Origin of the sequence: Flavobacterium zubiriense, from assembly GCF_041729725.1 — a bacterium.
GTDB classification, from domain to species: Bacteria; Bacteroidota; Bacteroidia; order Flavobacteriales; family Flavobacteriaceae; genus Flavobacterium; species Flavobacterium zubiriense.
On the sequence record NZ_JBCFQL010000017.1, the window covers coordinates 16,718 to 31,380 of the forward strand.

Consider the following 14,663-nt stretch of genomic DNA (forward strand, 5'->3'; position numbering starts at 1 on the left):
TTATATTATTTTTGAAATAAAATGACTTATCCATTGAACAACAAAAGCCTTAGTTTCAACATTCAAATAAAAACATAACTTTGTAATGCTTTGGATAAAGCACTATTTTTGCATAAATACTTTCCCCATTGAAACAAATTTATTTTAAAAACACTCGTATTTCTTATACCGATTCTGGCAAAGGAACGGCTATTGTATTATTACACGGTTTTTTGGAAAACCAAACCATGTGGCAGGCTTTTGTTCCTGAATTTTCTAAAAAAAACCGCATTATTACCATTGATTTATTGGGGCATGGCGAAACAGAATGTATGGGTTATGTACATTCAATGGAAGACAATGCCGATGTAGTTCACGCCGTTTTAGCGGAATTGCGTATTCGAAAAGCCATTTTTGTTGGACATTCCATGGGCGGTTATGTGGCTTTGGCTTTCGCCGAAATGTATCCGGATTACATCAAAGGATTGGTGTTATTGAATTCCACTTCCAGAGCCGACAGCGACGAAAGAAAAGCCAATCGCGATCGCGCTATTAAAGCCGTCAAACAATCTTTTTCGAATTTTATTTCACTTTCAATCGCTAATTTATTTAGCGAAGAAAACCGCGAACGATTAAAAGACGATATCGAATTCGTAAAAAAAGAAGCTTTAAAAACACCGCTTCAAGGCATCGTTGCTTCGCTGGAAGGAATGAAAATAAGAATGGACAGAGAAGTGTTATTGCATTTAACGCAATACCCAAAAATGCTGATTCTGGGAGAAAAAGACCCGGTTTTGCCTTATGAAGAAACCAAAGAACAAATTGAAGAAACTGCTGTTCAATTAGTCACTTTCCCTGACGGACACATGAGTTCTATTGAAAACCGAATTGAACTAACTTCTATTTTATTGGATTTTTTTAAGAAGGTTTAATTTTTTTTCCACCACAAATTACGCCAATTTTCACAGATTTAACCATCATTTTCATTTATAAAATAACTTATCTGAACTTTTTCTCCCTTCAATTTGAGGAAAAATTATACGTCTTATATGTTTAAAAAATCAAATCTTTTCCTCAAAAGGGATCGCATCATCCAATATCTCTTTCAACAACAACACCATTTGCTCCAGGTAATTCGTCATTATTTCGGGGTTAATAATTTGCTGCACGTCTTTGTCTTCTTTAAATTGAAAAGGCAAAAACCCTGATTTTAGATTTTTAAACGAAATGATTCCTGCTTCTATTGGTTTTCCATTGGTTTCCAGTTCATACATAAACGCATAAGCCAAAACCTGAATGATTTTGTCGTTTTTAAGTTCCTGAGTCAATCCGTTCCACGACTTCAGACTTACACTTGCTTTTTCTACTTTTCCTGTTTTGTAGTCAATAATTCGAATAATGCCATTGCGTTCTTCAATTCGATCGACATTTCCTTTTATCAATACTGGAAAAGGTAAATCAGGATGATGCAGTATTCTTCCAAAAGTTTGCTCCAAAGCGATAATTTTAATCGCATCTCCTGCTTTGATGCTTTCCAATTCTACTTTCAGGAAATTAAATACATTTCTTTTGGCCACTTCAAAAGCCAAAAGATTGCGTCCTTTTTTGATTTCGCCTTCTTTATAAACAATTTTAAATTGTTTTAAAACCTCAGCATCAATCAATTTAAAACAATTGTTAATATCTGATTCTGAAATAAATTTTCCAATAAATGGTTCGTATAAAGCTTTTAAAGTTTCGTGAATTATCGTTCCCAAAGTATTCAAGGCGATGTTCTCTTCTACTTCTTCTACTTCTCTTATTCGCAATATTTTTTGGAAATAAAACTGGATTGGATTTCGAATATAACTTGTCAAAGCCGAAGGAGAAAATCCTTCTTCAGCAATTTTTTTCAAACGCTCCATTACCGCAGGCGATTTTTTGATCACCATTGATTTATATGCAGTTTCTGGCAAAACGGCATTGTAAATTTCGTGCGACAAATTATGATTGCGTTGTTTTTCTACTTCAAGCTGGGTAATAAATCGGCTTTTTTCACCCGCATCAAGTCCTTCACTTTCGGTATTATACAACAAATAAATATTCTTAGCCCGCTGCAATAAATGATAGAAGTGATACGTATAAATAGCATCTTTTTCTTTAAATGTTGGCAAACCCAATTCTCGTTTCACATCATAAGGAATAAAAGAATTTTGCGATTTCCCTGCTGGAAATTTCCCTTCGTTCATTGAGGTAACAATTACCGTATCAAAATCCAAAACGCGGCTTTCTAAAACTCCCATAATTTGTAAACCATTCAGTGGTTCTCCTTCAAATGAAACCTCAGCCAAATCAATTACTTGCTTATAAATAGCATGTAAGGTTTCAATTTTATCAATGTGTGTGTGCTGCGAATAATAATTGATTAGTTTATTGATTACTTTAAAAATGGCAAAAACAAAAGCTTTAGTGATCTTTTCTTCTTCGTTATCATTGCTTAAATTTTCCTTTATAGTCAACAACAATCTTGAAACTGTTTGTAAGACAGCTATCGAACCTTGCTCCCATTTTTCGAAAAGCAATAAAAATAAATCGGTCGGATTAACATTCAATTCCATCAATTTATGATGGCTAATAAAAGTATAATTATTCTTGTTTATTATATTAACCAAGGCGGAGGTTTGAGCATAAGGTTCCACCAATGGATGAGTCAATATATCCAAGACATCTTTGTAATAAAACACATAACTACTCGATTTTCTAGACAAAGCGTTAGTGTGCATTTTGAATAATTTGGCAATTAAAATTTGGGCAGGATTATTTTTACTCGAATAACCCATTGTAATATTCAAAGCCCCCACTGTTGAAGGCAAAGAATATAAAAGCGGAACTAATAAATTTTCATCTCCAAGAACCACCGCCACTTTATCGAGAGTTGTGGTTGGGTTTTCGGCTATAATTTTTTCAATAATACTTCCTGAAATTTTGGCTTGACCAATGCTTTTTGGTGTGCCAATAATTTGAATGTTTTTTGACTGCGAAAAATCATCTACAATCCATTCAAAAGGATTTGATTTATAGTGTTTCCAATTATCTTTAAATCGGCGCAAAAACAATCCTGCATCATGATAAGGATCATTAAGAAAAGTTTTGTCGGCATCCCAATAAATTTTGGCTTGCCCATTCGAGATCAAATGTTGAATAATTTTTTCTTCGGAAGCATTCAATGCATTAAATCCTGCAAAAACATATTGCTTATTGGAAATTGAATTCGAAAAATGATTGAGATTCTCTACTGCTTCACGATAAATTAATCCTTGATATCCAATTCCTTTTTGGAGTAAATGTGCATATAAAGATTGATAATAAAGCGGAAGTAATTTCCAAAAATCAATATATTTTTCAAGTAATGGCGTTTTATTCTCTACTTCAATTCCCCATTTTTTGATGTCCTCAATATCTTTTAGGTAAGATAAAACGTGAGTTGGGTCTAATAAATATCGGTCAATCTCATTAAAATCTTGCAACAACGTTTTGGCCCAATTAGCAAACAACTCAAAAGATTGCTGATTAACTTTATCTGTTATGGATAAATAAACCTCATGAAATTCAAACAACAATTCGATAGGATCAACCGTTCGAACGCCAGCAATATCCTGAACAAAATCTTCTATACTAATAATATCTGGAGCGAGAATTGTATTTGGCACTTGTTCTCTAAGGGCTTCAATCAAAAAAACTTTCGCTCTTTTATTAGGCAAAACTACAATGGTATCTACGAGTTTACCAGAGTAATTTTCGATTAAAACTTGGGCTATTTTATCTATAAAGCTGCTATTTATCATAACATAAAAATAAAAAAAACGCCCCGATAAATCGAGGCGTTTTCTATAATATTTTGAAAAGAAATTATTTGATTAATTTCACTTCAGTTCTTCTGTTTAATGCTTTACCAGCAGCAGTTTTATTAGTAGAAACTGGCATAGATTCTCCGTATCCTACTGATTTTAATTTACTTGAAGAGATTCCTCTATCTAATAATGCGTTTTTAACTGCAGCAGCTCTAGCTTCAGAAAGTTTTTGGTTGAATGCATCTGAACCGTCGCTATCTGTGTGACCTTCAATTAGGAACTCAGAGTTAGCATAGTTTTTAAGCAATGCAGCCATAGCATCTAATCTCTTAGGAACGTCAGCTGTTTTGAATGTAGATTTTCCTGAGTTAAAGTAGATAAATCTAGCTTGAGATTTAAGAGCATCCATAGCTTCTTCTGTTACTTCTGGACAACCTTTGTTGCTAGCTGGACCAGCAACTTCTGGACAAGCATCATCTTTATCAGCTACGCCATCTTTATCAGAATCTGGCCAAGGACAACCTGCATTTTCTTTAGGACCTGCAACTGTAGGACATTTGTCATCTTTATCAGCTACACCATCTTTATCAGCATCAGGACATCCTTTTAAAGAAGCTAAACCAGCCTCATTAGGACAAGCATCTTCTGCATCAGTAACTCCGTCACCGTCAGCATCTGGACAACCTTTTAAAGAAGCTAAACCAGCAACTTCAGGACAAGCATCTTCTGAGTCAATAATTCCGTCTCCATCAGTATCAGGACAACCATTGAATTGTTTTAAACCAGCAACTTCTGGACAAGCATCATCTTTGTCGTATACTCCATCACCATCTGTATCTTTTCCACCAAATTTGAAAACAATACCAGCTGTATGTTGAGCATGAGAACGAACTAAAGGATCACTAGTTCCGAATGCTTTTTTATATGTAGTAGCAAGTGCTAAACCAACATTTTCTGTAAACCAAAAAGTTAAACCAGCACCAGCGTTAACTGTACCAAAACTACTATCTCCTAAGAAAGTATATCCTCCACCTAAGTGTAAGCTTGGATCAATTACTTTAGATTTAATCAAATTCATGAAACTATATTTCACATTTCCATCAATTCCGTAGTACATTAAATCTCCTGGATTAATTACATAATGATCTTGTGATGGATTACCATCCCACATTACTATTTTGTCAATCTTGTTCACTGAACCTTGAAGTCCAACAGAAAAATTACTTCCTACATATCGAGATACGCTCAAATAGGAAACAGAAGGAAGAATATTCCAGTTCTCTTTTACATTAAATGGTTGAGAAAAATGATCGTCTAACCATCCGCCTGGTCCACCTGCACTTGTTCTAAAGTCTACAGCATTTACTCCAAAAGCTATAGCCCATGGGTTGTTACTATCCTGTGCGTGAGAACTTATACCCATCACCATCATTACAGCAACAAAAAGTTTGTTAAGATGTTTCATACTTAATTTTTTTAATTACAATTTAGTTAATTATGCACAAAAGTAACGCGTAATTCTTTAACTACAAAACAAAAAGTTAAAAAAGATGTTATAATATTTCCACATTTATTACTATTAATCTTATCAAACAAAGGCGCGCCTCATGTAAACTAAGTGTTAGAGGAAAAAAACAGAAATAATTAAAAAAAACAAAACATAAAATTTATTGTATTAAAAATATAATTTTAAGATTCTTAAAGAGTTAAAAAAAGGAAAATGGTATTATATATTAAATTAATACGTGCATTGTATGATTTTTTTAAACACACTACTTTTGGGTATAAATATCTTTAATAGGTTCGTTCACTACGATCAATTTTTCTTAAAATAGCTTCATCAACATTCATATATTAAGACTACTAGACTGAACAACAAACCCAAACCCCGTGTTATTAGTTCGTATAATTTGCCTACTATTTCAATTTGAATAATTTTACTTGACGCTATGTATTAAATATAAGTTGTCATTTCGAATTAAACAAAAAACAAAATTATAAAATTAAGTTCAAATCAATAATGCTACATTATTTACCCTCCATGATTAAAACTCTATAATTTGGATTTCTTGACCTATATATACCAGTGATTTCTTTTGAACTTTGAACCCCATTAACTCAATTGCAGCTTCATAATCTTCTAATTGTTTCTGATATTTTACATTATGAACTCCAGTTTTATAATCCAATAAAAATACATCCTTATTTTTGGTGATTACCATTCTATCTGGTTTTATTGTTTTGCCTGCTTTCTGAATAATCGTTTGTTCATTTAAAACCTCATTTCCTTCAGCAAAAAACAAGGCTAATTCTTCATGATTAACAATATTAATAATTGTTTCCAACACTAATTCTTTCTGAGCCAAATTAATCAAACCATTTTCAATCGCTTTTTCTACCGCTAAACCTACATCCATTTTTGTTTTTACAAAAGACAGAATTTCATGTATTACATTTCCATATTCGATGGATTCTTGTTGGTGTGTTCCCCACATCAATGCTTCTCGCTGAGCGATTTTTATGTTTTTAGGGTTTAAAGTTTCAGCAACATTTTCAATTGCTTTTGACATATCAATATGTTTTGTTTCTGAAGATATTTTTATTTTATTTCCAAAACTATATTCCAGCGTATCCTCATTAAAAACACCTTTACTCATTACATAATTCACAAAAAAGGCCGACATGTCATTCTTTTTAACTTCACCTTTACTTGTCAAATTCATATTGGAAATCACATACAATTGTTCTTCTGCACGAGTTAACGCTACATACAACACATTAATATTATCCAACAGTTCTTCTTGTTTTTTCTGATCGTATACTAATTTAGCTTCTTCTCCAAAACCTTCCACAGCACTACTATTATCAATCAAAGCCTTAGGCATATCCAAACCTTCGGCATCGAGCCACAATTTATCTTTTGGTTTTTTACTATAATCTTCCTCGGCAAAAGGCATAATTACCACCGGAAATTCCAATCCTTTTGATTTATGGATTGTCATAATTCGAACGGCATTATTCCCTTCCGGAGACGGAATGCTATACTTTCCTCCGCTTTTCTCCCAGAAATCCAGAAAATCAGCTGTTCCTGCTTGATTACGTACATCCCGTTCTAAAACAATATCTAAAAAATATTGAACATACGCATTACCCTCTCCTTTGGAGAGGGCCGGGGAGAGGAATTTAGAAACAATAATCTCCACCGCTTCATACAAGGATTTTTTTCGAATGTTTTGAAACGAAAGTGAAACATCAAAACGCATCAACCAATTTTCAAAATCAGCTTCTAGTTTTTGTTCCATTCCTTCGGCAATAAAATCATGAACCTCCATTCGTTCCTGAATATTCTCGGCTAAATAATGCAAGAAATACGCTTTCGCTTCTAAATCGGCGTTGTTTTTTAAATACTTTAAAAGATGAATGATCAATCGAACTTCGGTGGCATTTTGAATCATCAGTGTTTCCGAAGACAACAGCGGAATTCCCTGTTCCGTTAAATAATTCGCAATTGCAATTCCCTGATCTCGTTTACGAGTCAGAATCACAATATCTTTGTATTCAAAACCTTCTTGTAAAACTTTCTGGATTGTATTTAAAGTCGCCAAAACATACAATTCTGTTTTATCTAAGGCCTCTTCATCGGTTTCAACGGTTTCAATTTTTGGAATAAACGAAATGTTTACATAACCTCCTGTTTTGTCATTGGTATGTTGGTAACTGTGATTTTCGTATAAATCTTTGTAATCTTCTTGTTCAAATTCAGATGATAATAACTTGAAAAAATCATTGTTAAATTCGATAATTTGAGAATACGAACGGTAGTTCTTATCTAAATGTTCTAATTTTTTATCTGGATTGTTAAACGGATTATTGTCTTTACTTAATTCAATAAACTGCTCTGCTTTTCCTCCACGCCAACGATAAATAGATTGTTTTGGATCTCCCACAATCATTAGTGTCCCTTTGTTTCCATATTCGTCCTGACCCGAAAGTGCGTTATCAATAAGCGGAATTAAATTTTGCCATTGCATCTCAGAAGTATCCTGAAATTCATCAATAAAAAAATGGCGGTAACGTTCGCCTAATCGTTCATATATAAAAGGAGCGGGCTGATTTTGAATTTCGCGATGAATTATGGCATTAAATTCGGATATCGAAAGTACATTTTGTTCTTCTTGAATTTTTGCCAATTCATTACTAACCGTATTCAACAACGAAAGTGGCGTGATGTTTTTAAGAAAAGCTCTGTAGAAATTTACTTTTTCATTATTAATATATATTACTGAGAGAGTTGAGAGTAATTCAGGAATAATCTGTTCAATTACATATTGATCTTTTGAACTTTTTTTAATTTTTATTGATTCAAAAGTCTCAAATTTATGATTGTTTTGTCTCGTATCCTTATTAGCTATAAAGTCTAAATGTTTTGGAAAGGTTCCATATGGAAACGACTTCAAGTCAATTCCGTTGTTTTCAATTAACCGCAAAGCAGCTTCGGCAAAACTGGCATTTTCTTTCTCTAAATCTTTACAAGCGACAATTAATTTCTTTTTAATTTCGACAAACTCGGCAATAGATTTATCATGAAACTGCACAATTTCATTCCGATTGTTTTCATTCAAAACCAATTTTCCCGTTTCCATAATCTCTCTGGAAATATCCCAGGATTTATCATCATCGGTTTTTTCCATCGTAAAATCGATGAGCAATTTGGTCAGGGTTTCGTCTTCTCCGGCCTGAGCAATAATGGCATCAATGGCTTCTGTCAACAAATTTTCGGTATCCAAAGTCACTTCAAAAGTCATGGGTAAATTTAAGTCGTGGGCAAAAGCGCGAATGACTTTGTGTGTAAATTTATCGATGGTCGAAATATCGAAAGCGGCATAATTATGAATAATATGCTTGATAATTTGCTGCGATTTGATTTTGATGAATTTAGGCGATAATTTCACTTCCCAATCGGCAGTATCTTTTACCAAATCCTGCATTAAATCCAGTGCTTTTTTGGAAGGTTCGTCTTTGGCAAATTCAGACAAACTGCCTACAATTCGGCTTTTCATTTCGTGTACCGCCTTATTGGTAAAGGTGATGGCCAAAATGTTACGATAGGCATCATTTTTTGGCGAAGTAAGAATAATTTTTAGGTATTCTTTGACCAAAGTATAAGTTTTACCAGAACCGGCTGATGCGTCGTAGATTGAAAAAGAGTGTCTTTGCATTTGGATATTTTATTGCTGATTGACCATTTTTGAATTTAGAACTAAATTACTAGCTTTGAACTTTACCCTAGCCCCGATAGCAGTGGAAATCCTTTTCTTGTCTCCTTTTTTGAGACAAGAAAAGATTGAAACAAATAGCGGGAAATAGCTCCTAAAAATCAGAAATTATAAAATTGCTTATTTAATCTTTAAAAGTAGTATTTTTGCAGCATGGAAACAAACAGACAGAAAAAAATAGGCGGAGTTATCCAAAAAGATTTGGTGGATATTCTGCAAGGTGAAGTGCGAAAAAATGGAGTTAGTAATTTGGTTATTTCGGTATCCAAAGTATCGGTAACTTCTGATTTATCTGTGGCTACAGTATATTTGAGCGTTTTTCCTCAAGAAAAAGCACAGGAAACTTTAGACGGAATTAAATCGAATACGCAGTTGATTAAGCATGATTTAGCACAAAGAGTGAGCAAACAATTAAGAAGAGTTCCTAATTTAGTTTTCTTTATTGATGACTCTTTAGATTATATTGAAAAAATTGACAACGCTTTGAAAAATCAAGAAAATCCAATTGAAAACAGGGATTTATTAGAGAAACGTAAATTTCAATAAAGTTTGAATTTTCCGCTATACATAGCCAAACGTTACATTCGTAGCAATAGTAAAAACAATGCCATTAACATTATTAATCGCATCGCGAGCATGGGAATCATTGTTGGTGCCATGGCTTTGTTTGTGGTGTTATCGGTTTTTAGCGGACTGAAAGTTTTTAGCCTTTCGTTTAGTAATGATATTGATCCCGATTTAAAAATATCAAGCACTCTAGGTAAATCTTTTTTTATTACTCCAGCACAAGAGTCCGAAATCAAGAAAATTGATGGTTTAGTTTCTTATTCTAAAATTATTGAAGAACGCGTTTTATTTACTTTTGATAACAAACAAGAAGTAACTTATTTAAAAGGCGTTGATAAAAACTACAGCAAAGTCAATAATGTAGATAAGATTATTTACAACGGGCAATGGCTTGAAGAAAATACGCTTCAAGTGGTTGTGGGTTTTGGTTTTGTTCAAAAACTCTCCTTAGGTTTACTGGATTTCAACAAACATTTAGAAGTTTTAGTTCCCAAAGCAGGGAAAGGAACTATTGAAAATGCCGAACAAGCTTTTAATAAATCGGAGATTTTCCCGATTGGGATTTATGCCATCAACGAAGATTTAGATTCCAAATATGTTTTTGCCGACTTAGGTCTAGCTCAGGAATTATTGGAATACAAAAGCAATCAAATCTCGGCAATTGAGCTCAAAGAAAAACCCGATGCTGATGAAAATGCAATTATCCAAAAGCTAAACGACATATTTAAAGGAAAAGCAACTATTAAAAACAGAGCACAACTCAACGAATCGCTTTACAAGATGTTGAATACTGAGAATATTGCTGTTTATCTCATTTTTACTCTTGTAATAGTAGTAGCATTATTCAATCTTATTGGCGCATTAATTATGATGATTCTGGACAAAAAAGGAAACTTAAAAACCCTTTTTAACCTAGGAGTTGAAATTAAAAACTTGCGAAAAATATTTTTACTACAAGGTACTTTATTAAGTCTTATAGGTGGAATTATTGGACTTGTTTTAGGGATTATCATTGTACTTGTACAACAGCATTTCCAACTTATAATGATTACTCCAACCTTAGCTTATCCTGTTGTTTTTTCGATAGAAAATGTACTAATTGTAATGGTAACAATTGTTTCTCTTGGATTTATCGCTTCTCTTATTGCAAGTAGTCGTGTGAGTAAAAAATTGTTGGAATAATTTATAAAATCTTTGGAAGCTTATTAGGAATATCTCCTTTAGAATGCCAAAATGCTAAAATAAACACTTCGCCATTTTTCCCAAATATAATACAAACCATACGGGAATTTATTCAACCAAAATATTCTGATTTCTGAATAGCAACACTGAAAACTTTCGGGATTTTTGACAATAGTTTTAAAAGCTAATCGTATTTCTTTTTCTATTCGTTTGGCTAGAATACTATTTTTCGAAGCATAAAAAGAAATTACATCTTCAATTTCAACTGCTGCATTTGTTTTTAATATGAGTTTATTACAACTCATATTTAGATTTTAAAGAATCTAAAAACTCAAATGCATCTACTCCAGATTTAGGATTTTCTCGATGCTCTGTTATCCTTCTATCCAGTTCTTTTTTTTGATTATCTGATAAAGGTGCAGGTTCAATTTCGTGCAAAACAAAATTCTTCACTTTCTGAATAATAGAAGCGTCATTGATATTTTGAAGTAAATCAATTAAAAGAGATTTTTCTGTTTGAACACTCATAATGAATCCTATTTATAACAAATATAACGAAAATTTAGAAAACACTAATTTAGATTCTAAAATCCTTACACCACCTCATAACCCGAATATGCATCCTGAATTTCATTCAAAACTGCAAATAATTCTTCGGGACGATCTAAAGTGACTAATTTTTGTTTGTAGGCTTTAAAAGAATGAATTCCTTTAAAATAATTGGTGTAATGTGGTCTGGTTTCAACAATTCCTAATCGTTCTCCTTTCCAGTCCATAGCCCAGGTTAGGTGATTGCGTACCGCTTCTACTCTATCGGACACGGTAGGCTTTGCCAAGTGTTCTCCTGTGTTGAAATAATGCTTGATTTCGTTAAAAATCCAAGGATAACCAATGGCAGCACGACCAATCATGATTCCGTCAATGCCGTACTCATTTTTATACTGTAATGCTTTTTCTGGAGAATCAATATCTCCGTTTCCGAAAATTGGCATCGTAATTCTTGGATTGTTTTTCACTCGAGCAATGTGCGACCAGTCCGAATGCCCTTTGTACATTTGAGCGCGAGTGCGTGCATGAATACTCAACGCTTGTACGCCAATATCCTGCAACCTTTCGGCAACCTCATCAATATTGATAGAATTATCATCCCAACCCAAACGAGTTTTTACCGTTACCGGAAGATTAGTACTATCAATCACTGCCTTGGTTAGGCGAATCATCAAATCAACATCTTTCAAAACTCCAGCGCCAGCACCTTTGCAAACTACTTTTTTAACCGGACAACCAAAGTTGATATCAATTAAATCCGGATTTACAGTAGTCACAATTTTTGACGAAAGTGCCATAGCTTCTTCATCTCCGCCAAAAATCTGAATTCCCACAGGTCTTTCGTAATCAAAAATATCCAATTTCATTCTGCTTTTAATAGCGTCACGAATTAATCCTTCAGAAGAAATAAATTCCGAATACATCATATCCGCTCCATGCATTTTACACAAACGACGAAATGGCGGATCACTTACGTCCTCCATAGGAGCGAGTAATAATGGGAAATCGGGTAATTCTATGTTGCCTATCTTGATCATCTTCTGAAATTTGCTGCAAAATTACGGAAATGTTCTCAAGTCTAAAACATTTTCTTTTCGGTAAGGTATTTCCAATAACGTTTTGGAACGTGTTGCACGTGAAGCTTGGTGTTTTTTCGTTCCTTAATATTAGTATGATCAAAATATTCCCACCAAAGTTTTTGGTAATTAAGTTCTGTTTCTGAAAACACGGGATTGTTTTTATCTTCTAATGATTTTATATCCAAATCCATCGAAACAATTTCGATATCTTTCAAATCATAATAAACTCCATATTTTCTTCGCAAATCATAAATGAGCCATTTTTGATCCTGATAACGGTTTTTAAAATGTCGGATTATCAGGGTCAGAACATCAAAATCCGGATCAATTTTGGCAAAATAAATACCATCTTTCAACTGTTCGAATCGAACAAACGCTTCCATTCGGTGTTTTTCGCGACCAACACTTTTGGTAAGCTGAACAATTTGCAACACATTATCGTTAGCAAAATCTTTCAGAATATTGAGTTTAGGTTTTTCTACCGAATAATTAATCACATTAAAAAGCACATCTTCAATTCCTGGTTTTTCAGACAAAAATGCATAAATCAAACATCTCACACCATCACTTTCTAATTGTGTATTGAGTTTTTTTATGACTCGATCTGATTTTGAATTATCGGTAATAATTTCAATAGCATCGGCAAAGAGATTTTGCTGTAAATCGTCTTGCTTGATAATTTTCGGATTCAGATATTTGAATTCATAGATTTCAAAAACCGCCGTCAAAAAACCTTCAAAAGTACTATCGTAAGAAAGTAGCGTCATTGAGTAGCGATAATTGGTTATCAAAGGGTTTTTCGAATTTGGATTTCATATCCGTCAGAATAATTTCCTTTAGATTCAACGCATTCAGGAATTTCAAATGCGCGTTTTCATTACTAACCGAAATAAAATATTTGGCTCGATTTACAGAAACTCCAATTTTCTTAAGATGTTCCATCGTCAAATTTTGAAATCGTCTTGCATGAACAATTTTATGTGCTGATTTTACTCCAATTCCCGGAACCCGAAGAATCATTTCTAAAGGTGCATTTTGAATAATTACCGGAAATTGAGTGATGTTTCGTAGAGCCCATCCCATCTTTGGATCGACTTCTAAATCCAGAAACGGATTGGCTTTTTCCAGAATCTCATTGGCTTTAAAGCCATAAAAACGCATCAACCAATCGGCTTGATACAACCTGTTTTCACGAATCAACGGAACCTGAGTGCCAATAGCAGGCAATCGTGTATCATTAGAAATAGGCACATAACCCGAATAATACACCCGTTTCATATTGAAATTATTGTAGAAATGATCGGCAACCTGAATGATTTGGAAATCATTTTCCTGTGTTGCACCCACAATCACTTGCGTACTTTGACCCGCTGGAGCAAATTTTGGCGTGCTTTTAAATTTTTTCTTTTCTTCTTTGTATTGAATCAATTCGTTTTTTACAAAACGCATTGGTTTGATCATATCTTGATGATTTTTGTCTGGCGCCAATAATTTCAAACCTGATTCTGTTGGGATTTCTAAATTCATACTCAATCTATCGGCATATAATCCAGCTTCGCGCATTAAATCATCGGAAGCTCCAGGAATACTTTTTAGATGAATGTATCCATTAAATTTATGTTCCAAACGCAATTTTTTGGCAACACGAACCAAACGTTCCATGGTATAATCGGCATTTTTAAAAATTCCGGAACTTAAAAACAATCCTTCAATGTAATTTCTTCTGTAAAAATTGATGGTCAAATCTACCACTTCTTCGACAGTAAAAGCGGCGCGCTCAATGTCATTACTTTTTCTGGTAACACAATACGCACAATCATAAATACAGAAATTAGTCAGCAAAATTTTTAACAAAGATACACATCCTCCATCTTCAGTATAAGTATGACAAATTCCAGAAGCCGACGAATCTCCAAGACCTTTATTATTGTTTTTACGATTTCCTCCACTAGACGAACAAGACACATCATATTTAGCGGCGTCTGCAAGGATTTCTAGTTTGTCTTTTAGTTTGTCGTAATTCACATATTTGAGATTTAAGGGGTAACAAATTTAGCAATAAAAACACATCCTCTTTCACACTTGATAACATTTATGATTTGTTTAATCATTCTATTTACGACTTAAATATTAATTAAAAATGTTAAAAACTTTGAACTATATTTGCACATTGAAATGCTGATCTATTTTGGCTATAATTT

General features: G+C 33.5%; 11 protein-coding genes. 3 read left to right on the top strand and 8 right to left on the bottom strand.

Annotated features, from left to right (window positions below; all coding sequences use genetic code 11):
- Window positions 1-128: 128 nt before the first annotated feature.
- Entirely contained in the window at window positions 129-911 is a 783-nt protein-coding gene (locus AAGV28_RS14370; RefSeq protein ID WP_373407448.1) for an alpha/beta fold hydrolase, read from the top strand.
- A 129-nt stretch (window positions 912-1,040) separates the two neighbouring features.
- Here AAGV28_RS14370 and AAGV28_RS14375 read toward each other — a convergent pair whose 3' ends face one another.
- The 3 genes from AAGV28_RS14375 to AAGV28_RS14385 all read right to left on the bottom strand — a co-directional run bounded on the left by AAGV28_RS14375 (window position 1,041) and on the right by AAGV28_RS14385 (window position 9,028).
- Window positions 1,041-3,803 carry a PD-(D/E)XK nuclease family protein gene (locus AAGV28_RS14375; protein WP_373407449.1) on the bottom strand — a complete coding sequence of 921 codons (2,763 nt, stop codon included), beginning with the start codon at window positions 3,801-3,803 and terminating at the stop codon, window positions 1,041-1,043.
- Between the two features lie 64 nt (window positions 3,804-3,867).
- Window positions 3,868-5,274: an OmpA family protein gene (locus tag AAGV28_RS14380; protein ID WP_373407450.1), complete on the bottom strand. Its 1,407-nt coding sequence runs from the start codon at window positions 5,272-5,274 to the stop codon at window positions 3,868-3,870.
- Window positions 5,275-5,854: 580 nt separating this feature from the next.
- On the bottom strand, window positions 5,855-9,028 hold the full coding sequence (locus AAGV28_RS14385; RefSeq protein WP_373407451.1) for a UvrD-helicase domain-containing protein: 3,174 nt from the start codon (window positions 9,026-9,028) through the stop codon (window positions 5,855-5,857).
- Between the two features lie 210 nt (window positions 9,029-9,238).
- Between AAGV28_RS14385 and rbfA the strand changes: the two genes are divergently transcribed.
- Together rbfA and AAGV28_RS14395 are read left to right on the top strand one after the other, a co-directional pair.
- Window positions 9,239-9,631 (top strand): 30S ribosome-binding factor RbfA, encoded by a 393-nt coding sequence (gene rbfA / locus AAGV28_RS14390; protein ID WP_373407452.1) that lies wholly within the window; start codon window positions 9,239-9,241, stop codon window positions 9,629-9,631.
- A gap of 3 nt (window positions 9,632-9,634) precedes the next feature.
- Window positions 9,635-10,834, top strand: a complete 1,200-nt coding sequence (locus AAGV28_RS14395) for an ABC transporter permease (RefSeq protein WP_373407453.1) — start codon at window positions 9,635-9,637, stop codon at window positions 10,832-10,834.
- 38 nt (window positions 10,835-10,872) lie between these two features.
- On the opposite strand, the gene AAGV28_RS14400 is transcribed toward AAGV28_RS14395, so the two are convergent.
- The 5 genes from AAGV28_RS14400 to AAGV28_RS14420 form a co-directional block, all read right to left on the bottom strand.
- The gene (locus AAGV28_RS14400) at window positions 10,873-11,139 is read right to left on the bottom strand and encodes a hypothetical protein (protein WP_373407454.1); all 267 of its coding nucleotides are present in this window, start codon (window positions 11,137-11,139) and stop codon (window positions 10,873-10,875) included.
- Complete coding sequence (locus AAGV28_RS14405) at window positions 11,129-11,362, bottom strand: addiction module protein (protein WP_373407455.1); 234 nt, start codon at window positions 11,360-11,362, stop codon at window positions 11,129-11,131. The genes AAGV28_RS14400 and AAGV28_RS14405 overlap by 11 nt, the downstream gene beginning before the upstream one ends.
- Before the next feature lie 65 nt (window positions 11,363-11,427).
- Window positions 11,428-12,420 (bottom strand): tRNA dihydrouridine synthase DusB, encoded by a 993-nt coding sequence (dusB, locus tag AAGV28_RS14410; RefSeq protein ID WP_373407456.1) that lies wholly within the window; start codon window positions 12,418-12,420, stop codon window positions 11,428-11,430.
- Window positions 12,421-12,461: 41 nt separating this feature from the next.
- Complete coding sequence (locus AAGV28_RS14415) at window positions 12,462-13,229, bottom strand: TIGR03915 family putative DNA repair protein (protein ID WP_373407457.1); 768 nt, start codon at window positions 13,227-13,229, stop codon at window positions 12,462-12,464.
- Window positions 13,207-14,487, bottom strand: coding sequence for a putative DNA modification/repair radical SAM protein (locus tag AAGV28_RS14420; RefSeq protein ID WP_373407458.1), 1,281 nt, complete (start codon window positions 14,485-14,487; stop codon window positions 13,207-13,209). The genes AAGV28_RS14415 and AAGV28_RS14420 overlap by 23 nt, the downstream gene beginning before the upstream one ends.
- Window positions 14,488-14,663 lie beyond the last annotated feature (176 nt).

Bases quoted from the DNA above. Each gene is read 5' to 3' on its own strand.
- AAGV28_RS14405 (WP_373407455.1), bottom strand. From the start codon at position 11,362: ATGAGTGTTCAAACAGAAAAATCTCTTTTAATTGATTTACTTCAAAAT.
- AAGV28_RS14385 (WP_373407451.1), bottom strand. From the start codon at position 9,028: ATGCAAAGACACTCTTTTTCAATCTACGACGCATCAGCCGGTTCTGGT.
- dusB (WP_373407456.1), bottom strand. From the start codon at position 12,420: ATGATCAAGATAGGCAACATAGAATTACCCGATTTCCCATTATTACTC.
- rbfA (WP_373407452.1), top strand. From the start codon at position 9,239: ATGGAAACAAACAGACAGAAAAAAATAGGCGGAGTTATCCAAAAAGAT.
- AAGV28_RS14400 (WP_373407454.1), bottom strand. From the start codon at position 11,139: ATGAGTTGTAATAAACTCATATTAAAAACAAATGCAGCAGTTGAAATT.
- AAGV28_RS14375 (WP_373407449.1), bottom strand. From the start codon at position 3,803: ATGATAAATAGCAGCTTTATAGATAAAATAGCCCAAGTTTTAATCGAA.
- AAGV28_RS14415 (WP_373407457.1), bottom strand. From the start codon at position 13,229: ATGACGCTACTTTCTTACGATAGTACTTTTGAAGGTTTTTTGACGGCG.
- AAGV28_RS14380 (WP_373407450.1), bottom strand. From the start codon at position 5,274: ATGAAACATCTTAACAAACTTTTTGTTGCTGTAATGATGGTGATGGGT.